Here is a 19,765-nt window from a genome sequence, read left to right as displayed (position 1 = left end):
TGGAAGCGGGCCCTTCGGGGCCCGTTTTTTTATGCCCAGCCTATTTGCCGGGCCTGCCGCCAGACGTGGCCTCCTGGTAGCCCAGCAGCGTGGGCGCGATGTGACGCTCGCCTTCCGGGCCGAAGACGTGGCCCTGGATCGCCTTGAAAGCGGCGGTGTAGATCCCGAGGTTTTCGACGTCGAGATTGTCCGGTGCGGGCAGCATCAGACCGAGCGGTCCAACGAAGCCGTCGACGGAGATCGAGATCCGCGCCTGCAGGTTGGATATCTGCGCCTTGGCCGCGATGTTGGGCAGGGTCACGGCAAGGTCGAAGTCGGCAGAGAGCACAGCGACGGACAACCGCACGGCGGTGCCGTATTCGACCTGCCGTCCCGTGCCTGTCTTCTGGATGCAGAAACGCTTGGCCTCTTGCACCAATCCGTATCGCGAAAGTGAGCCCTTGCTGGTCAGAAGGCGGGCGAGAATGCTGGCTTCGACCTCGGCTTCGGTTGTGTACTGATGGGCCTGCACGTCCCAGCGGTCCAGTATCTCGGCTTTCGCAGGGGCGGCGGTCAGGCTGGCGATCTGTGGGCCGCCAAGGTCGCCACCCGGCAACTCGTCCCGGTCGGGACCGGCGGCCTTCTGCAGGAACAGCGTATGGTCCCGCACGTCGTCGGGCAGGGTTTCGGACATTCCGTTGACGGCGATGAACATGTGATCCCTTCCTGAATTGGCTGCTTCGTCAGAGTGTGACCCTGTGCCTACTGAACGGTCTGAAATCTATGAAATGGCTGACATGGCGCTGAGGCGCGGGCGTGTTCCAGAAGCAACCGGCGTTGATGTTCAATGGGCCGCCTTTGTACCCTGTTGCCACGCCTCCGCGGTACAATGTGACGCCAATCTGAAGTGGTTTTTTCTGCACCGACGCATGACCGGAATAATGCGGCGAGGCTCAAGGGCACGGACATGATACGGATCAACGAATACGCCCACGCATATCATGAAGGGGTGAGGCGGTGAAGCGTCGCTGCCGTCGGGCGTGTGACGCCTGACAGCTGCCCGACTGTCGGATCAGTTCACCAGTGCGCCTTCGGTCAGAAAAACCGCGCGGTAGGTCTCGGGGCTCTCGTCGAAGTTCAACGTGCCGGTGACGGTAACCTCCGTCGCCTCGGCCATGTCCGGGACGGGCCGTGACATCTGGACCTCAAGTGTCGGACCGTAGCCGTTCGTGCCGCAGAAAGGGCAATCCGCCGGGTCGGGAACCAACAGGAACTGAGTGACCTGCGCCTGTGCCTCCACCGGGACGTAGAAACCGGTGATCGTGAATTCCCCGGCCTGTGCGCGCAGTTCCTCGGGGATCGTCTTTTCGACCGACCAAGAGGTCTCGGTCTCGGTTTCCTTGTAGGTGATGCCGGTGATCAGGTCCCACGGGTTTGCCATGGCCGGTTGGGAGAGCAGGGCAAGTGCGATCAGGGGCAGGGCGCGCATCGGGTACTCCGGGAAGGACAAGCGTTTGCATGAGAGGATACGGAAATTCGGGTCCTCTCACCAGCCGCCTTGCGAGTCTGGCCAAGCGGCGATTCGCCGATCGGACGCCCATGCAGGGTGCGGCGTCGACTAAAGGCACGGTCAAACGGTCGGCAAGCATGACGTGCATGTCCTGCGTTTGCTGCTCCTGACGAGGGGTATTCGAACGCCTATGCGCGAGCGGTTGCAGTCGGTTTTCGCGTTTGCGGTGCGCAAAGCACCAACCATGAGGCTGAAATGCGCATTAGCGAAAAATTTAGACTAACGCCGCGAAAATACTCAGGTCTTGCCGCCTTCGGTACGATGCCGTCGGCGCCGGAAATGAGGGGATATGATATGGCAGACCACAGATGGCTTCTGGAAGTCCTGGCCGATATTCACGTGTATGCTTGTGCAAACGCTTTACCCATGGTTGCTAAGTCGTCGCAGGCCGCGTTGACCGCAGCCGAAAAGGAGGTCTCGGGCGGTGCGAGGATGCATTCGCGATGCACGACGGCCGCTGGTCACCTTTCCATTGTCGCCGACAACTAAGCGGCCAGTCGGGCCGAAGGCATCCGAAGGGGTTGGCTTCGGCCCTTCATGAACGACCGATTTCGATAAACCGCAGGTCAAACTGTATGCGATTTCCATCTGTTTGCCCAAGACATGTCCAAAACAAGGAGGCGTTATAGAAGAGGCTGAGCGCACTGCTGCCGGAGTGCTCGTATGCCCCAATACAACGTATCACTGACGAACATGTCTGCGACCGGGAGGTTCGTTCAGTCGGACCATTTCGGTGCGAATGCTTTGCAACTGGTCAACGTGGACGCACATGGCCACCTCGGTCCGACGGACGGTTTCCAGAGCGCCGCTCAGACGCTTGGTCTCAACCATTTCCGTTATCCCGGAGGCGGGACGGAGAACGTCATCGACATCACCCGGCTGGAAAACGGCCAGATAAGGGAGGAGGTGCGCCGCTTTCTCGATTGGGTCAGGGACTCTGGGACTGCCGATGAGCCGGGCAAAGTGACGATCGTCCTGCCGACGAAGACCGACCTGCCGGCGCAGCAGGTCGAGGATTTCGTCTACCTACTGCTGAGGGAATACGGACCGCTGATCGAGGCGCTGGAAATCGGCAACGAGTATTCGATTGGCCGTTACGATCCCAACTACGACCGCAGCACCCACCCAGAGGAGAACCCGAACGGCGATTTCGTATCCTCCATGACGGAGGCGGAGTACGGCGTCGCCGCGAACCGTGTCATCAACGCCTCGCTCGATGCGATGGACCGGTATTCGGCAGGGACCACCGGCACCGCCCACGACCCCAAGATCCTCCTCCAGATCGGCGACATCCAGGGCGCCGCCAGCACGTACAAGGGCAGCGGTTCCTTTGACATGGCGAACGAGGCGATTGTCTCGTTTCTGAATGCGCGCGCGCGGGCGGCTGTCGACGGCGGCGTGGCACACTACTACTACAACCAGTCACACGAGGACGATCAGTCCTTTACCCATGAATGGTACGAACACCGCAGTCTCGACTGGCGTATCGAGAACTTCAGCAACTGGCTGGGGCATGATGTGGAGCTTTACGTCACCGAATGGAACGTGCTGGCCAGCAATTACAACCAGCTCGGCGCGGCGAGCGCGGGCATCCTGCTGGAACAGTTCGAGTTCATGGTGCAGGCCGGTGTTCAGGACGCCTTCGTCTGGCCGCTGCAGCATCGCACCGGATCGAATATCGCGGGCAACCGGCAGGTGGACGATATCGACCTGACCATTGGCGGCACGGCTTTCCAGATGATGGCCGAATCCCTGAAACCTCAGACCAGCCAGACCGGCAGCGTCACCGCCTTCGAGAGCATCGCCTCCGACAGCACGGGCAGCAACGACAATGTCGAAGTGAACCTGTTTTCCAGTGCCTATCAGGATGTCATCTTCATGACCCTGCGGGACCTCAACCGCGCCACGGTCAACCTCGACATCTCGCCCTTCCTGAATGCGGATTCCACGGTGGAAGTGACCCATGTGACCATCGACCGGTCCACCTCGGACGGTTTGTCGGACATGGCGGACGAGGACGGGCTGAACCGGATCGGCAGGCGCATCATCGACCAGGAAGAGGCGGATCAGCTTGCGACGCTGGCCTTCTTCGACCCCACCGACGCCAATCATATCCGGGATCTGGGCGACGGGCGCTACCAGACCTATCTGCCGACATACTCGAGCATCGTGCCGTTGACCGCCAATCCGACCGGCCTCGACGACTACTACTTTGCGACGGAAACCGACGTGGATGCGCTCGTCACGACCCTGTCGGGCGACTACCTGTCGACGGGCATCGTACGGGTCGGCCTGATGCCCTATGACTTCGTGCGCGTGGTCATCGACAAGACCGCTTCGCACGACGGCGGCAGCGGAAACGACCATCAGGTGGGCGGCACGGGCCGCGACTCCATGTTGGGCAGGCTCGGCAACGACACGATGTTCGGTGGGGAGGGCAACGACACGCTCAAGGGGGGGCATGGCGACGACCGTTTGTACGGCGGGGACGGCAACGACTACATTGTCGACGGTTACGGCAACGACCTGATTTACGGCCAGGAGGGGGACGACGAGTTTGTGCTTGTCGCGGGTCAGGACCGGGTGTTCGGCGGTGACGGAAACGATTCAGTTTCCGTCGCGTGGGCAAAGCACGACGTTTCGTTTCAGCACCTCGACGGCGGTCTGACCCTCGTGACGCCGGACGGAAGGGTCGACATGCGTGAGGTCGAGACTGTGGAACTCGCCGACGATACCGTGGCCACCGACGACATCCACGTCTTCGTGATGGATGCGCCGCCGAACTTCGACGACATGCTCTGAACCGTCAGACCATCATTTCCTTCGTCGCGCTGAGCGTAATGTCGGGATAGTCACGCTCCACCCGGTCGATGTCCCATTGCAGGCGTGTCAGGTAGACCACGTCGCCATCGTGGTCGTAGCTGATGTGCTGCTTGTTGGCCTGCGAGAACTTCTCGACAGCCTCTTTCGGCCCGTGCACCCAGCGGGCGGACGTGAACTGCGACGCGTCGAACCGGACCGGCAGGCCGTATTCCAGCTCGATCCGCGATCCCAGGACCTCGAATTGCAGCGCGCCCACGACGCCGACGATGAAACCAGAGCCGATCATCGGCTTGAAGACCTTGGCCGCGCCTTCCTCGGCGAATTGCATCAGCGCCTTTTCCAGGTGCTTGGCCTTCATCGGGTCGCCCGCGCGGACGCTTTGCAAAAGCTCCGGCGCGAAGGATGGGATACCCGTGACCTTCAGCGCCTCGCCCTCGGTCAACGTGTCGCCGATGCGCAGCTGCCCGTGGTTCGGGATGCCGATGATATCGCCGGCCCAGGCCTCTTCCGCCAGTTCGCGGTCGGCGGCGAGAAACAGCACCGGGTTGGAAATCGCCATGGGTTTCTTCGTGCGGACGTGCGTCAGCTTCATGCCTCGTTCGAAGTGGCCCGATGCCAGCCGGACAAACGCCACCCGGTCGCGGTGCTTGGGGTCCATGTTGGCCTGCACCTTGAATACGAAACCGGCGACCTTGGTCTCTTCCGGCGCGATCTCTCGCGGGGTGGCCTTCTGAACCTGCGGTTCGGGGCCATAGGTGCCGATGCCCTGCATCAACTCCTTCACTCCGAAGGAGTTGATCGCCGAACCGAACCAGATGGGCGTCATGTGCCCTTCGAGCACGCTTTGCGGATCCAGCGCGGGCAAGAGCTCCCGGGCCATCTCGACCTCTTCGCGCAACTGCTCAAGCAGCGCCTCTGGGATGTGATCGGCCATGCGCGGATCGTCCAGCCCTTGAAGGCTGATGGATTCCGCCACCTTGTTCCGGTCGGCCCGGTCCATCAATTCCAGCCGGTCGTTCAGCATGTCGTAGCAACCCAGGAAGTCGCGCCCCATGCCGATGGGCCAGCTTGCCGGGGTCACGTCGATGGCGAGGTTTTCCTGGATCTCGTCGATGATCTCGAAGGTGTCGCGCGCCTCGCGGTCCATCTTGTTGCAGAAGGTCAGGATCGGCAGGTCGCGCAGGCGGCAGACCTCGAACAGTTTCTGCGTCTGGCTTTCCACGCCCTTCGCGCCGTCGATGACCATGACCGCCGCGTCCACCGCCGTCAGCGTGCGGTAGGTATCCTCGGAAAAGTCCGAGTGGCCGGGCGTGTCGACGAGGTTGAAGCGGAACTTGCCAAAGTCGAAGGACATGGCAGATGCAGAGACCGAGATGCCCCGGTCTTTTTCCATCTGCATGAAGTCAGATCGCGTCCGCCGCGCTTCACCCTTGGCGCGCACCTGACCGGCCATCTGGATGGCGCCCCCATAAAGGAGGAATTTTTCCGTCAGCGTGGTCTTGCCGGCGTCCGGGTGCGAGATGATCGCAAACGTCCGGCGACGGGCGATTTCGGGCGGAAGGGAGGGGCGATTGTCCAGCATGGAGGCGCAGATAGCGCGGATTCGAAGGCCGCACAATCCATGCAGACGATCGGCCCGCCATTCGTGCCTTGAGAGGGCCGTTCAGGCCGCGACGACCTATCGGAGGGATGCTCAACCCGAGTGCAGTATTACGCGAACATGGACGTTCAACACTCGTTTGACGGGGACGGATGACGACCCGTACCCATGGCAGGTTTCTCGGTTCCCCTTGTGGAACAGGGGTTTGGGCGGCGGGCCCCACAGCCTTGCCGCCCAGTCCTGTCATTGGGCTGCGCGAGGGAAGTGCCGCTGCGCGGATCGGATCAGGCGTCCAGTTCGCGCGTCGTGATCGTGTAGGTGAAATTCGCCGGGTCGAGTTCGTCGCGTCGTTCCCCGCCGATTTCGGCCTGAGGGTACATCAGGAACGGCACCGGCCCGTTGTCAGAGCCGGGCAGCGACACGTCGTGCGCTGTGCCAAGCGCGATCCAGTTGCCTTCCGCAGCGCCAAACAGCGCATCGCGCACGTCCTGCACCTTGGCATCAGACAGGCTCAGAGTACCATCGTCTTCCTGCAGGACGACCTTGCGCACGTCGGCCGGATCGGCGGCGACCCACCCGTGACCGTCGATGAAGACTTCGGCCCGGCAATGCTGGGCCTTTGTCACGTCAGCAGACCCGGCACCGAGCGCTTTGTAGCCGAAGGCGGAGGGCGCCACGCGAATGCCGTAGAGGTCCCGCGCGGGCAGGCCAGCGGCACGGGCAAGACCCACAAACAGGGCGTTCAGGTCGGCGCATTTTCCGGTCAGATCGCCGGTGTGCAGCATGGATGCGATGTCGCCCAGACCGCAGCCGCGGGTCTCGGGATTGCGCTCCGTCTCATCGACGACCCAGTTGTAGATACGCTTGGCCTTGTCGAGGTCGTTGTCGGCGCCATCGGTGATCTCGTTGGCAGTATCCAGAACGATGCCGTTCAGCGGCAGGAGTTCGGTTGGGGTCGTGGCGCGTGCGCGTTCCTCCTCGGACAGGGCGGCGGTGCCGGACAGACCGGAATGGCGGTCGCGGGTGCGGACGTCGGATGTCACTTCCAGCACGGCAGGCGTATCGGAGGCGTCCCAGGTGGCGTGGATGAACCCGTGGCTTCCGTCTTCTGACATGACCTGCTTCACCGTGTCGGCGTTGCCGGTCCACGTGGTGTCGCCCGGGATCGTCCAGAGCGGGTCGGCATGGGCGGGGACAGGGATCCACGCCTGCGCCGATGCACCGTCACGATCAAGTGTGACGCGCGTTTTCAGTTCGAACCTGCGCCACTCGGTGGAGGCGGGCGCGTAGGCGGCGCGCAAAGAGACGGGTGCAGCGATCAGGGCGGAGACGGCAGCGGAACGGAGGAGAAATTGACGACGGCGCATGGCATGTCCTTTCGGTCAGGAGTCCGCGACGGGATACGCGCCGGACCCGGGGGCTGCAAGGGTCGGAACCCACAGCGCACGCAGCACGTTTTGACCCGGCAAAGGAGATCCACATGTCACGACCGAGCATCAAGAACGAAAAGCTGTATGACGACTTGCGCGACGACGGCATGTCCAAGGAAAAGGCGGCCCGCATCGCAAATGCCAAGGCCAACGACGACATGAACCCGTCCGAGAAGGGGGGCAAGGCGCCACCCTACGAGCAATGGACAAAGGACGACCTCTACACCCGCGCGCAGGAAATCGGGATCGACGGGCGGTCCGACATGTCCAAGGACGAGCTGATCGAGGCACTCAGGTCCCATTGACCTGAAAGACAAGCTCATTTTGGCTTCAGCCGCCAGACGACTTTCTCAACAGCGCTGCGGCGTCCGGATGCGACAACAGCGCTTCTCCGATTTCGTAGTCGGAGAAGTCTGTACACCTGTGCCCCGGTATCAGCGCCGACAGACGGTCGGCCAGCGCATCGGGAAGAACCGCCTGGGTCTGTGACGTCACGAGCATCGATTCGGCGGCGATCCCTTCGGCATAGATGATCTGATGCGCGTCGAAGAGCATCTGGAAGTAATCGACGAAGCCCCCCGGTGCGACGACCACCGTGTCACCGTTCACCAGGTGTCGGGCACGGACCAGAACCTCCGACCGGCCCGCCCCGAGCTCGTCACGCCGCTGGTAGATGAAAAGCCTGTGGTCGGGTGAGACGTAAAGGTCTCGGGCGTTGTTCAAGGCACCCTCGCGGATGAGGATCGGAGCGAAGGTCCCCGAGGCGCGCGACGTGTGGTGGCCGATCCACCTTATTTCCTGCGGGCCGTCGTCCCGTGTCAGCACACGATCACCGGCCGCAAGTTCCTCTACCGGTTTCTGCGCGCCCGAGGCCATGGTGATGAGGGTGCCCGCAGTGAAGGAGGTGCAGGCGATCTGCGCGTAGCGTGCCAGCGCCGTCTCCTCGGAAATGCCCACCAAGGTGTAATCGACCTTAGGCGACATCTCGGTCAGGGGCAGGGCGTAGACCTGGACGGCGTTCCCGTCCGTGTCGGTTTCGACAAGCACCAATGCCTCTGTCGTGTTGCCGGAGCCGGACATGAAGGTGACGCAGCAGTCGAGGTGCAAATCGTTCTCGGGTGTCCCGGCCTCTGTATCGTGGCCGATGCGGAAGGGGGGCCTGGCCGTGTTCTCGACAGAAATGGTGCGCAGCGCCGCCAGAGGCGACAGGCGGTAGATATCGTCGTGCTGAAGGTCCTCTGCCCAGGCCAGTGCATCGCCAAGATTGGCCCCGCTGACCACGCGCAGGGCGGTGGTCGGGTAGACCTGAAGGGGCGAGGCGGAACGGCTCATGACGACTCCTGGCAGTTGGCAGCGTGAAGCGGAGGACTCGATTCATGGAACCTCCCACCGGGGCATTGTATGCTGGTAAATTGTGTCATCAAATGGGTTGCGTACCGGCAATTTGTCGACGTTGCTGAAACGAAGCAGAAATCAAGTACTTGGGAGGTCTCTATGGACCTGGGAATTCGTGGTAAACGCGCGCTGGTCTGCGCCTCCAGCAAGGGACTGGGGCGGGGCTGTGCCGAAGCTCTGGCAGAGGCGGGGGTGGACCTCGTGATGAATGCACGCGGGGCCGAGGCGCTGGAAGAAACCGCGCAGGCCATCCGTGATCGCTGGGAGGTCGATGTCACGACCGTGGCGGCGGACATCGTGTCAGAGGACGGACGTGCACGTGTCCTGCAAGAGGCCGGGGGTGTCGATATCCTCGTGACCAACGCGGGCGGCCCGCCGCCGGGCATGTGGTCCGACTGGGGCCGCGAGGATTTCGTGAAGGCTTTGGACGCCAACATGCTGACGCCCATCGCGCTGATGACCGCGCTCATGCCCAAAATGATCGACAAGGGATGGGGCCGGGTGGTCAACATCACCTCCGTGTCGGTCAAGGCGCCGGTCGGCGTGCTGGGCCTGTCCAATTCGGCCCGGACGGGGCTTACGGGATACGTCGCCGGGACCTCGCGGCAGGTGGCACCCAAGGGCGTGATCGTGAACAACCTGCTGCCCGGCATCCATGCGACGGACCGCGCGGATTCGCTGGATGGCGCGGTGGTCAAGGCAAAGGGGATCTCGCTGGAAGAGGCGCGGGCCGAACGCTTTGCGACCATTCCGGCGGGGCGCTATGGCACGCCGGAGGAGTTCGGCCAGATGTGCGCCTTCATGTGTTCCCAGCACGCGGGCTTCATGGTGGGGCAGAACGTCCTGCTGGACGGCGGTGCCTCCAACATGACGATGTAAGCCTTGGCGCGGGGACCGGATGGCAAGGGGGGCGGCGCGGGCTTCTCCCTAGCCGATCAGCTGTTCAACGCCGACTCGCTGGCCGATCTGGCCGGTGAGTTTTCGGTCGTGACCGGGTTCGACCCGGACCGGTTCCTTGCGGACTGTGTGCCGGGGCTCAGCGGGCGCGGTCTGCTGGAGCGGCTGGACTGGATGGCCGATTGCCTCGAAGCGCAGTTGCCGTCCGGTTTTGACGCCATGTCCGAGGCGCTGGAGGCCGCTCTGCCCCCCGCGCTCGACCCTGCACTGACCGATGACGATTTTGGCCGGTTCATCCACGCAGTGCATGGCATCCTGATCGTCCGCCACGGGATGGAGGACCCCGATCGGTCGCTCGACCTGCTGCATGCGGCCACCCGTAGATTTTCCATGGAGTTCTACATCCGGCCCTTCCTGAATCGCTGGCCGGACCTCACGCTTGCGCGGCTGCACGACTGGGCGCGGGACGACAACTACCACGTGCGGCGGCTGGTCAGCGAAGGCACACGCCCACGGTTGCCCTGGGCGCGCAACATCGATATCGACCCGGCGGTGCCGCTGGACTTCCTCGACGTTCTGCACGCCGATCCGACTCGCTACGTCACCCGGTCTGTCGCGAACCACATGAACGATCTTTCGAAGGTCATGCCGGACGAGGTGGTGACCCGCTTGGCGCGCTGGCAGGCGGAGGAACGGCAGGACCCGGCCGAGATGGCGTGGATCACCCGCCACGCCTTGCGGACGGCGGTGAAGCGCGGAGAGCGAGCCGCGCTGGACCTGCTGGGCTATCGGGCCGGGGACGTGACCACCCGGCTGGAGATATTGACGCCAAAGGTGCGGATCAGGGACGCGCTGAGGTTCGCTGTGGAAGTCGAGGCGGATGAGGCCTTGCCCGTCCTCGTCGACTATCGCCTCCGATTTAGTCGGCCCGGCGGATCGGCGGAAAAGGTGTTCAAGCTGAAGTCCGGAAAGCTCGCGCGAGGCCGGGCAACGCGGTTCGAGAAACGCCATCTCCTGAAGGGCAACGCCACAACCTACCGGCTCCATCCCGGCGAACACGGGGTCGTCGTGCAGGTGAACGGCACCGACGTGGCGGAGGGCACCTTCGACCTTCTGCCCGCAGCGGAGTAATTAGCAGCCTCAGGTTTCCGGCGTCGACCAGCGGGCACCCATCGCCTCGATTGCGGATATCCGGTCCTGCGTCTTCGGGTGCGACAAAAGCCAGGCAGGCGCGGCGTGGGTCGACTGGGTCAGCGCCTCCAGCTTCTTGAAAAGACTGACCTGTGGCGCAATACCGATGCCGGACTTGTGCAGGAGGGCCGCGGCGTAGGCGTCCGCTTCGTATTCGTCAGACCGCGACAGATGTGCGGCCAGCAGCGACGTCAGCATGTTGGCGAGCCAGACGCCAACGCCGGGGATCAGACGGCCAAGCACCATCATCAACGCGGTGCGGATTGCGTTCTGGCCGGAGAAGTCGATCATCCGCCGGCGTGCATGACCAAGGGCCACATGGCCCAGTTCATGCGCGATGACCGAGGCCAGCTCCTCTGCCGAAACCTCACCTTGCCGGTACTTTTGGTAGAAGCCGCGCGTGATGAAGATGCGACCGTCCGGCGCGGCCAGACCGTTGACCGGATCGATCTCGTAGATGTTCACGCGAATGCGGGGCAACTCCAGCGCCTGCGCCATGCGGTCGGTCAGCTTCTTCAGGCGCGGGTCGGCAAGCTCGGTGGACCGTGCGTCCAGCTCCCGCCGCGTGCGCCACGCCGAGAAGTGGTACATCACAAGGGCATAGACAATCGCGAGCAGGATCGGAGTGAACTTCAGCATGGGCTGAATATGGGTCCGCGGCCCGACTGGGGAAAGGGGCGATTTTCTGGCGGGACATCACGGCCCCGCTGATGTCGGAGCGGGTCACGGTTCTCGTGCCCGCTCCGCGCCGATTCTCAGTCGAAGGTCGCCGCGAAGGACGTCCGGTAAGTGTTCAGAAGGTCGGCCAGAGGGGTCTCGGAGCCGCCCATGCGCACGGTGTCCCCAGTGAACTTCCCGACCGAGGTGAGCGTGACACCCGCCTGTCCGGCGGCGGTCATCAGAGCTTCGGCGGAGTCGAAGTTGCAGGCGATCAGGTAGCGGCCCTGATCCTCGCCGAAAAGCAGTGCGGTGTCGTCGGTGTCCAGGTGGACGCCCGTGTTGCCCGCCGCCGCCATCTCGAAGGCTGCCATCGCAAGACCGCCGTCGGCCAGATCGGTGCAGCACCTGATCCACTGCCGGTTCGCGCGGATGAAGTCGCCGTTGGCAAGCTCCACGTCCAGATCGACGTGCGGAGCATCGCCATCCTCGCGGTGGAAGACCTCTGCCAGAAGCGCGGACTGGCCAAGGTGGCCCGCCGTTTCGCCCAGAAGAAGCGCCACGTGCCCGTCGCGGGGCACGTCCAGGATCGGCTCTTCGTCGGCGGCGATGAGACCCACCGCACCGATGGTCGGAGTAGGCAGGATGCCTTGACCATCTGTTTCGTTATAAAGTGACACGTTGCCCGAAACGATGGGCATGTCGAGCGCAAGACAGGCCTCTCCGATGCCCTGAAGCGCGCCGACGAACTGGCCCATGATCTCCGGCTTCTCCGGATTGCCGAAGTTTAGGTTGTCGGTTGTCGCCAATGGCTTGGCACCAACGGCGGTCAGGTTACGGTAGGCTTCGGCCACCGCCTGCCGACCGCCCTGAACCGGATTGGCCTTCACGTAGCGCGGCGTGACGTCCGACGTGAACGCCAGCTTCTTGTCGGTGCCGTGAACGCGGATGACGCCCGCGCCAAAACCCGGCGTGCGCATGGTATCGGCCATCACCTGGCTGTCGTACTGATCGTAGATCCAGGCTTTGGACGCGTAGTTCGGTGAGCCCAGCAATGCTCTCAGACCGTCGATGGGGTCGATCTGCGGCACATCCGCCAGCGGTGCGGCCTCTGGTGTCGGCACGTGCGGCCGGTCGTATTCCGGCGCGCTGGACGACAGTTTGGACAGCGGCAGGTCGGCCATGCAGGTGCCGTTGTGCATGATGAGAAAGCGGTCCTCGGCAATCGTCTCGCCCACGATGGCAAAGTCGAGGTCCCACTTGTCGAAGACTGCCTTCGCCTCGGCTTCCTTCGCCGGGTCGAGCACCATCAGCATCCGTTCCTGCGATTCCGACAGCATCATCTCGTAGGCAGTCATGTTGGTTTCGCGCTGCGGCACGTTCTCGAGGTCGAGACGTACGCCAAGGCCACCCTTGTCACCCATCTCCACCGCGGAGCAGGTGAGGCCGGCCGCACCCATGTCCTGGATCGAGATCACGGCGCCGGTCTGCATAAGCTCAAGCGTCGCTTCCATCAGGCGTTTTTCTGTGAAGGGGTCGCCGACCTGAACGGTGGGGCGTTTCTCTTCGATCGTTTCATCGAACTCCGCCGAGGCCATGGTCGCGCCACCGACGCCGTCACGGCCGGTCTTGGCGCCGAGGTAGACGACGGGACGGCCGACGCCAGACGCGGCGGAGTAGAAGATCTTGTCCGTATCGGCGAGGCCGGCGGCAAAGGCGTTGACGAGGCAATTGCCGTTGTAGGCCTTGTGGAAGCGCGTCTCGCCACCGACGGTCGGGACGCCGAAGGCGTTGCCGTAACCGCCGATGCCTTCCACGACACCGTGCACGAGCTGGCGGGTCTTGGGATGCTCCGCCACTCCGAATGACAGCGAGTTCATTGCCGCGACGGGGCGGGCCCCCATCGTGAAGACGTCCCGCAGGATACCGCCCACGCCTGTCGCCGCGCCCTGATAGGGTTCGATGTAGGAGGGGTGATTGTGGCTTTCCATCTTGAAGACCACAGCCTGCCCGTCGCCGATGTCCACGACACCCGCGTTCTCGCCCGGACCGCAGATCACCTGCGGGCCGGTGGTCGGCAGCTTCTTGAGATGGATCTTGGAGGACTTGTAGGAACAGTGCTCGTTCCACATCGCGCTGAAGATGCCCAGTTCCGTAAACGTGGGCTCTCGATTCAGGATGCGCAGGATCTCGGCGTATTCGTCCGGCTTGATGCCGTGGGACGCGATCAGATCTTCGGTGATGTCCGGTTCCTGCATGTCTTTCCCCTGACGTGGCAATGCGCGCCCCGTTTAAGGCAAGGGCGCGGCAGGGGGAAGGGGGCACGCGGCCCCTTTGGTTCTGCAGGCGGGCGCTCTTCTGGTGTCAGTCCAGTGGCGTGCGCGCGGCGTTGCGTTCCGCCAGTGTCAGCACACGGGGCGTAACCACCGGCAGACCGTCCTCGCCATGGAACGGACCGCTGGTCTTGCCGGAAAACACCGCGCCGATGGCGCGCCCGAAAACGGTGAGGAAGGCCGCCTCGGGTTTCAGCTCCTTCACCTTCCCACGTGTACTGTCGACGTTGACCCGGCTGCGCACCGGGCCGCATTTTTCGGCGGGCGCGGGAACGCACAGACCGACGAAGGGCAGGGTCTTCTTTTCCAGCACGTTGGCGATGGGTGTGCCGCAGCACCCCGAGTGGTAACGCACCATGCCTTTTGGGGACAGCTTGAGGGCAGCCAGGTGCTTATGTCCGTGGGTGATGGTGACGTGGCCGGGCACGGACTGGAGAATATGCAGACCGCCGTTCTGGTCGAGGAACTCAGGATGGCCGAGCGCCTTGGGAAAGCTGCGGCAGTCGGCGCAGTAACACACGACGTGGCGACGAGGGGCGGCGGAAGCGAGGCTCCATGACATGCTGCCGCACGAACAGGAAAACATCAGCGAAGACGGCATACGGTAACCCTTTGGATTGAATAGGGGGACGTTACCGATTTCGTCGCGGGCCGCAACCTTGGTCGTGGGTCATGCGTCGGGGCGCGTCCAGACATATGTGCCCGCGCCAAGGAAGCACACCGCCTGAATCGCCAGTACATGCGTCGGCAGGGCAAGGATCAACCCGATGCAGAAGGTGACGGCCATCATCCCCAAGGCCATGCGCTTGTGGCGGCGTGCGATGGCGCCTGTCGTTTCCCACGCGCGGATCGGCGGGCCGAAGGTCCGGTGCGTTTCAAGCCAAAGCCGGAGACGTGGCGACCCCTTGCCGAAGCAGAACGCCGCCAGAAGCACGAGGGGCGTCGTCGGCAGAAGCGGAAGGACGATACCGATGATGCCCAGCCCAAGGGACAGCGCGCCGAGAGCAACCCAGACCGGGCGGGCGAACATATGCGGGCGAAGCGGCATCAGGCAGGCTGTCCGTGAAGTTGCAGTCTAGTGTGCAGGGTAGTTCAGTGATGGCCGCCGGAAAGGGTGAGCCACGTCGTGCGCCGCTGCGGCACGGTCCGTCGCTGGAGGTCCGCCTCGTCACACCCCATCGCGAAAAGGGCCGGGCCAAAAAAAAGGCCGAGCACAAAGCTCGGCCGAAGTCCAACAGGGAGGTATGACGATGCGAAACAAATGATGCAACGCTTCGTCATGTGCCGAATATGTCATCACAGATGAATCGATCAAGGACATTTACGCCGCACCTGCAGCATTTCCGCCATGCGTGACGTGCATACCACAGTGATTTTTCCCGCATTACGTGTGTTCAGTCCGCGCCCATCGCCTTTCGCTGGCGGCGATGCGCGATGATTTCATCCTGCACGAAGTCACGGAACGCGGACACACGCTTGGATTGTCTGAGTTCTTCAGGATACGCTAGGAAAACGGGCACCTCGACGCTTTCGATATCTGGCAACACCCGGACCATCGTCGGGAAATCCTCGATGATGTAATCGGGCAGCACGCCAATCCCGAGATTCGAGATCGTCGCCTGCAGCACGCCGAAGTAGTTGTTCACGGTCAGCGTCGTCTGGACGTCATTGGCCAGCAGCGACTGCACAAGCTGTTCACCGGCCAGCACCTGCGGCGCGCCGGGCTTTTGGCAGATCAGGCGGTGCGTGACCATCTCTTCGAGCCGCGTAGGTTCGCCGTGTTCGGCCAGATAATCCGGCGAGGCATACATGCGCATGCGGATCGACATAAGACGCTTGCGGATCAAATCGGCTTGGCTTGGCTCTTTCATGCGGATGGCGACGTCGGCCTCGCGCATCGGCAGGTCGAGCACACGCTCTTCCAGCATCAGGTCGATCTTCAGGTCGGGGTATTTCTCGTACAGCTTCGTCAGACGAGGCGCGAGCCAGAGTGCGCCGAACCCATGCGTGGTCGTGACCTTCAGCTCGCCGAAGACTTCTTCTTCGCTGTCGCGGATGCGCGCGGTCGCGCTGTCGATGCGTTTGACCATCGATGAGGTGGCGTCGAACAGGAGTTCACCCTGTTCGGTGAGAATCAGCCCGCGCGCATGGCGATGGAAGAGGGTCGTATTCAACGCCTCTTCCAGCGCGCGGACCTGCCGCGACACCGCCGATTGCGACAGATGAAGCGCATCCCCTGCGTGTGTGAGGCTGCCCGCATCTGCCACTGCGTGAAATATTCTGAGCTTGTCCCAATCCATACCGACACTTTCCGCTGTTGGCGCACACATAGTGGACGGAATCTGTTAAATGAATAAGAAGTTGACTTAAGGCTCGGCATTTGTGGAAATTAAACCCACTAAGGTCAGTAGCATTTACCTAATTTTGCGCTACAATGCTGATAACTTCAGCGTTGGGAGGCGCCGGATGAGCAAGCACCAGATCACCCTGAACGACCGTTTCGACCTGTCCCGCGAAAGCGTTCTTCTGAACGGCACGCAAGCCCTTGTCCGTCTCATGCTGACGCAAAAGGCACGGGACAGGCAAGCCGGGCTGAACACCGCAGGCTACGTCACGGGATATCGCGGCTCGCCACTCGGTGCCGTCGACCTGCAGATGCGCCGCGCCGAAAAACTGTTGCGTGAAAACGATATACGCTTCGAAGAAGGACTGAACGAGGATCTCGCGGCGACGGCACTTTGGGGGTCCCAGCAGGCCGAACTGCGAGGCGAGGGGCGCTTCGACGGAGTTTTCGGGCTCTGGTACGGCAAGGGGCCGGGTGTGGACAGGTCCGGCGACGCGATGCGCCATGCCAACATGGCGGGGGCCTCGAAACATGGCGGTGTCCTGATGGCCATGGGTGACGATCACACAGGGGAGTCCTCCACTGTCCTGCATCAGAGCGAATGGGCGCTGGTGGATGCCTATATGCCGGTCGTTTCGCCTGCGGGCGTACAGGAAATCCTCGACTTCGGACTTTATGGCTACGCGCTCAGCCGGTTTTCCGGTTTGTGGGTCGGTCTCAAGACGATGAAGGACACGGTGGAGGCGACGGCGGTCGTGGATGGCCGTCCCGACCGCGTGTCCCTTGTGACGCCCGACTTCCCGATGCCCGAAGGTGGGCTGAACATCCGCCTCGGTGACACGCCTCATGCGCAGGAAACGCGCATGATCGACCACAAGCGCTTTGCGGCCGAAGCGTTCTCGCGCGCGAACGGTATGGACAAGCGGGTCTGGGGCAAGCCGGGGGCGAAGATCGGTTTCGTCTCGGCGGGCAAGAACTGGCTCGACCTCGTGCATGCGCTGACCCTTCTGGGCATCGACGCGGCGGAGGCCGAGCGGCTCGGTATCACCACCTACAAGGTTGGCCAGGTCTTTCCGCTGGACATGCAGGGGTTCCACGACTGGGCCGAGGGCCTCGATCTGATCGTGATCGTCGAGGAAAAGCGCAAGCTGATCGAGGTGCAGGTCAAAGAGGCGATCTTCGACGACAGACGTGGCCGGCGGGTCTATGGCTGGTACAAGGGCGGTGCGGGCAGCATGCACCGGGACGAGCTGTTTCCAACGCGCGGGGCGCTGGACCCGATGTGGATCGGCCGAAAGCTGGGCGAGATTCTGATCGAGGAGGGACGCGGCACAGATGCCGTGCGCGCCGGTCTTGCCAGGATCGAGGAGGCGACACGCGCCGACAACACGCCCGACATTGCCGCGCGGGTCCCGTACTTCTGCGCGGGCTGTCCGCACAACTCGTCCACCAAGGTGCCGGAAGGGTCGCGCGCCTATGCGGGGATCGGCTGTCACTACATGGTGCAGTGGATGGACCGTTCGACGCTCGGTTTCACCCACATGGGGGCAGAGGGGGCCAACTGGATCGGCGAGGCGCCCTTTTCGAAGACCGGACATGTGTTCCAGAACCTTGGCGACGGTACCTACAACCACTCCGGTGTTCAGGCGATCCGCGCGGCTTTGGCCTCGGGCGTCAACATCACCTACAAGATCCTGTTCAACGATGCGGTTGCCATGACCGGCGGCCAGAAGAACGAGGGCGGCCTCACCCCCCAGCGCATCGCGGACGAGGTGCGCGCCATGGGGGTCGAACGCGTTGCCGTGGTCTACGACGAAAAGGAGGATGTGGCCTTCGGCGCGTTTCCGTCCGGCGTCACGATGCACGAACGCGCCGAGTTGTCGGAGGTGCAGAAGGGGCTAGCGAAGCACGAAGGCGTGTCGGTGCTCCTCTACATCCAGACCTGCGCCGCCGAAAAGCGCCGCCGCCGCAAGCGCGGCCAGTTCCCCGATCCGGACAAGCGGGTTTTTATCAACACCGATGTCTGCGAAGGCTGCGGGGATTGCGGCGTGCAGTCGAATTGCGTGGCCATCGTGCCGGAAGAGACGGAACTGGGCCGCAAGCGGGCCATCGACCAATCCGCCTGCAACAAGGATTTCTCCTGCCTGAAGGGATTCTGCCCATCTTTCGTGACATTGGAAGGCGCGGAAGTGAAGAAGGCTGAGGTCGCGAAGCTCGACCTCCCGGACATGCCTTTGCCGGACCTGCCGAAGATCGACGGCACGTTCAACGTGGTCGTCACCGGTGTCGGTGGCACAGGTGTCGTGACCATCGGTGCGGTTCTCGCGCAGGCGGCACAGATCGATGGCAAGGGCGCGGCGATGATGGAAATGGCGGGCCTCGCCCAGAAGGGCGGTGCCGTCCACATCCATCTGCGCATTGCCGAAAAACCCGACGATATCTCGGCCGTCCGGGTCGCGACCGGCGAGGCGGATGCCCTGATCGGCGGAGATCTGGTGGTCAGTGCCGGGGCCAAGACGTTGGGGCTTACAAAGACCGGGCGCACCGGCGGTGTCGTCAACAGCCACGAGTTCATCACTGGCGACTTTACCCGGAACACCGAGCTCGCCCTGCCGGTTGACGCGCTCAAGCTGGCGCTGGAGGCCCGGATCAAGGACAGGCTCGCGATGTTCGATGCCAGCGATCTTGCCAAGGCCACGCTGGGCGACTCGATCTTCTCGAACATGATGATCCTTGGGGCTGCCTGGCAGATGGGGTTGGTGCCGCTGTCGCATGACGCCATCGCCGCCGCGGTCGAGCTGAACGGGGCCGCCGTCCAGCGCAACCTGCGTGCTTTCGAGATTGGACGCTGGGCCATCCTGCACGCGGAAGAGGCCGCACGCCTTCTGCGACCGGTCGTGGTCGACAAGCCGAAGTCGCTGGACGAGCAGATCGCTTTCCGCGCCGATCACCTGACGAAATACCAGGACGAGGCGCTTGCCGACAAATACCGCGCGCGCCTGAAGGACATTGCCGACCCGCGGCTGAAGGAAGTGGTCGCGAAAGGATATCACAAGGTTCTGGCCTACAAGGACGAATATGAGGTCGCTCGCCTGCACCTCGAAACCCGCGACAAGGCGCGCCAGCAGTTCGGCGGCGTCTTCGAGATGACGTTCCACCTGTCCCCGCCGCTGGTGGCAAAGGAAGGGCCGGACGGGCGCCCGGAAAAGAAACCCTACGGCGAGAAGATGCTGAAGGTCTTCGGTGTGCTGGCCCGCATGAAGGGGCTGCGCGGCACGGTCTGGGACGTCTTCGGACGGTCGGAAGAACGCCGGATGGAGCGGGCGCTGATCGCACAATATGAGGCCGACATGAAGGAATGGCTGCCGAAGGCCCGGCCCGAGATCATGGACCCGTTGGTCGCGCTGGCGGAACTGCCGTTGCAGATCCGCGGGTTCGGCCCCGTCAAGATCGCGAACGAGGCGAAGGCCGCGAAGCGCCGTGAGGAATTGCTGGCGGTGCTGAAAGCCGGTGGCGCACCGGTCTCGCAAGCGGCAGAGTAAGCGC

General features: G+C 63.1%; 15 protein-coding genes. 5 read left to right on the top strand and 10 right to left on the bottom strand.

The annotated features are described in order from the left end of the window. Window positions 1-40 precede the first annotated feature (40 nt). Window positions 41-694 (bottom strand): hypothetical protein, encoded by a 654-nt coding sequence (locus ABFK29_RS13675; RefSeq protein WP_005855776.1) that lies wholly within the window; start codon window positions 692-694, stop codon window positions 41-43. 357 nt (window positions 695-1,051) lie between these two features. Then, complete coding sequence (locus tag ABFK29_RS13670) at window positions 1,052-1,468, bottom strand: DUF3299 domain-containing protein (RefSeq protein ID WP_005855775.1); 417 nt, start codon at window positions 1,466-1,468, stop codon at window positions 1,052-1,054. Window positions 1,469-2,212: 744 nt separating this feature from the next. Here ABFK29_RS13670 and ABFK29_RS13665 point away from each other — a divergent pair. After that, entirely contained in the window at window positions 2,213-4,351 is a 2,139-nt protein-coding gene (locus ABFK29_RS13665) for a calcium-binding protein (protein ID WP_050772352.1), read from the top strand. Window positions 4,352-4,355: 4 nt separating this feature from the next. On the opposite strand, the gene ABFK29_RS13660 is transcribed toward ABFK29_RS13665, so the two are convergent. After that, window positions 4,356-5,954, bottom strand: coding sequence for a peptide chain release factor 3 (locus ABFK29_RS13660; protein ID WP_005855772.1), 1,599 nt, complete (start codon window positions 5,952-5,954; stop codon window positions 4,356-4,358). A gap of 302 nt (window positions 5,955-6,256) precedes the next feature. Beyond that, window positions 6,257-7,339: a transglutaminase-like domain-containing protein gene (locus ABFK29_RS13655; RefSeq protein WP_040604157.1), complete on the bottom strand. Its 1,083-nt coding sequence runs from the start codon at window positions 7,337-7,339 to the stop codon at window positions 6,257-6,259. A gap of 113 nt (window positions 7,340-7,452) precedes the next feature. Between ABFK29_RS13655 and ABFK29_RS13650 the strand changes: the two genes are divergently transcribed. Next, complete coding sequence (locus tag ABFK29_RS13650; protein ID WP_005855770.1) at window positions 7,453-7,707, top strand: DUF7218 family protein; 255 nt, start codon at window positions 7,453-7,455, stop codon at window positions 7,705-7,707. Window positions 7,708-7,732: 25 nt separating this feature from the next. Here ABFK29_RS13650 and ABFK29_RS13645 read toward each other — a convergent pair whose 3' ends face one another. After that, a complete protein-coding gene (locus ABFK29_RS13645) occupies window positions 7,733-8,734 on the bottom strand; it encodes a Hint domain-containing protein (protein ID WP_005855769.1) in 1,002 nt (333 codons plus the stop codon). A gap of 162 nt (window positions 8,735-8,896) precedes the next feature. Here ABFK29_RS13645 and ABFK29_RS13640 point away from each other — a divergent pair, with 162 nt between their 5' ends. Both ABFK29_RS13640 and ABFK29_RS13635 read left to right on the top strand, forming a co-directional pair. Further along, the gene (locus ABFK29_RS13640; protein ID WP_005855768.1) at window positions 8,897-9,676 is read left to right on the top strand and encodes an SDR family oxidoreductase; all 780 of its coding nucleotides are present in this window, start codon (window positions 8,897-8,899) and stop codon (window positions 9,674-9,676) included. A gap of 3 nt (window positions 9,677-9,679) precedes the next feature. After that, window positions 9,680-10,825 carry a hypothetical protein gene (locus ABFK29_RS13635; RefSeq protein ID WP_005855767.1) on the top strand — a complete coding sequence of 382 codons (1,146 nt, stop codon included), beginning with the start codon at window positions 9,680-9,682 and terminating at the stop codon, window positions 10,823-10,825. Window positions 10,826-10,834: 9 nt separating this feature from the next. On the opposite strand, the gene ABFK29_RS13630 is transcribed toward ABFK29_RS13635, so the two are convergent. The 5 genes from ABFK29_RS13630 to ABFK29_RS13610 all read right to left on the bottom strand — a co-directional run bounded on the left by ABFK29_RS13630 (window position 10,835) and on the right by ABFK29_RS13610 (window position 16,175). Further along, window positions 10,835-11,524 carry a M48 family metalloprotease gene (locus ABFK29_RS13630; RefSeq protein ID WP_005855766.1) on the bottom strand — a complete coding sequence of 230 codons (690 nt, stop codon included), beginning with the start codon at window positions 11,522-11,524 and terminating at the stop codon, window positions 10,835-10,837. Window positions 11,525-11,640: 116 nt separating this feature from the next. Continuing rightward, window positions 11,641-13,800 carry a phosphoribosylformylglycinamidine synthase subunit PurL gene (gene purL, locus ABFK29_RS13625; RefSeq protein WP_005855764.1) on the bottom strand — a complete coding sequence of 720 codons (2,160 nt, stop codon included), beginning with the start codon at window positions 13,798-13,800 and terminating at the stop codon, window positions 11,641-11,643. A gap of 106 nt (window positions 13,801-13,906) precedes the next feature. Beyond that, window positions 13,907-14,437 (bottom strand): DUF6151 family protein, encoded by a 531-nt coding sequence (locus tag ABFK29_RS13620; RefSeq protein ID WP_232281508.1) that lies wholly within the window; start codon window positions 14,435-14,437, stop codon window positions 13,907-13,909. 108 nt (window positions 14,438-14,545) lie between these two features. Further along, the gene (locus ABFK29_RS13615) at window positions 14,546-14,923 is read right to left on the bottom strand and encodes a YbaN family protein (protein ID WP_232281507.1); all 378 of its coding nucleotides are present in this window, start codon (window positions 14,921-14,923) and stop codon (window positions 14,546-14,548) included. A gap of 346 nt (window positions 14,924-15,269) precedes the next feature. Then, window positions 15,270-16,175, bottom strand: a complete 906-nt coding sequence (locus ABFK29_RS13610) for a LysR family transcriptional regulator (RefSeq protein WP_040604156.1) — start codon at window positions 16,173-16,175, stop codon at window positions 15,270-15,272. Window positions 16,176-16,341: 166 nt separating this feature from the next. Between ABFK29_RS13610 and ABFK29_RS13605 the strand changes: the two genes are divergently transcribed. Next, entirely contained in the window at window positions 16,342-19,761 is a 3,420-nt protein-coding gene (locus ABFK29_RS13605; protein WP_005855754.1) for an indolepyruvate ferredoxin oxidoreductase family protein, read from the top strand. Window positions 19,762-19,765: the final 4 nt, after the last annotated feature.

Source organism: Sagittula stellata E-37, from assembly GCF_039724765.1.
GTDB classification, from domain to species: domain Bacteria; phylum Pseudomonadota; class Alphaproteobacteria; order Rhodobacterales; family Rhodobacteraceae; genus Sagittula; species Sagittula stellata.
Note: the sequence above shows the minus strand (reverse complement) of the source record. Positions and strands in the feature narration are given on the sequence as shown.

Bases quoted from the DNA above. Each gene is read 5' to 3' on its own strand.
- ABFK29_RS13675 (WP_005855776.1), bottom strand. From the start codon at position 694: ATGTTCATCGCCGTCAACGGAATGTCCGAAACCCTGCCCGACGACGTG.
- ABFK29_RS13670 (WP_005855775.1), bottom strand. From the start codon at position 1,468: ATGCGCGCCCTGCCCCTGATCGCACTTGCCCTGCTCTCCCAACCGGCC.
- ABFK29_RS13665 (WP_050772352.1), top strand. From the start codon at position 2,213: ATGCCCCAATACAACGTATCACTGACGAACATGTCTGCGACCGGGAGG.
- ABFK29_RS13660 (WP_005855772.1), bottom strand. From the start codon at position 5,954: ATGCTGGACAATCGCCCCTCCCTTCCGCCCGAAATCGCCCGTCGCCGG.
- ABFK29_RS13655 (WP_040604157.1), bottom strand. From the start codon at position 7,339: ATGCGCCGTCGTCAATTTCTCCTCCGTTCCGCTGCCGTCTCCGCCCTG.
- ABFK29_RS13650 (WP_005855770.1), top strand. From the start codon at position 7,453: ATGTCACGACCGAGCATCAAGAACGAAAAGCTGTATGACGACTTGCGC.
- ABFK29_RS13645 (WP_005855769.1), bottom strand. From the start codon at position 8,734: ATGAGCCGTTCCGCCTCGCCCCTTCAGGTCTACCCGACCACCGCCCTG.
- ABFK29_RS13640 (WP_005855768.1), top strand. From the start codon at position 8,897: ATGGACCTGGGAATTCGTGGTAAACGCGCGCTGGTCTGCGCCTCCAGC.
- ABFK29_RS13630 (WP_005855766.1), bottom strand. From the start codon at position 11,524: ATGCTGAAGTTCACTCCGATCCTGCTCGCGATTGTCTATGCCCTTGTG.
- purL (WP_005855764.1), bottom strand. From the start codon at position 13,800: ATGCAGGAACCGGACATCACCGAAGATCTGATCGCGTCCCACGGCATC.
- ABFK29_RS13620 (WP_232281508.1), bottom strand. From the start codon at position 14,437: ATGTCATGGAGCCTCGCTTCCGCCGCCCCTCGTCGCCACGTCGTGTGT.
- ABFK29_RS13615 (WP_232281507.1), bottom strand. From the start codon at position 14,923: ATGCCGCTTCGCCCGCATATGTTCGCCCGCCCGGTCTGGGTTGCTCTC.
- ABFK29_RS13610 (WP_040604156.1), bottom strand. From the start codon at position 16,175: ATGGATTGGGACAAGCTCAGAATATTTCACGCAGTGGCAGATGCGGGC.
- ABFK29_RS13605 (WP_005855754.1), top strand. From the start codon at position 16,342: ATGAGCAAGCACCAGATCACCCTGAACGACCGTTTCGACCTGTCCCGC.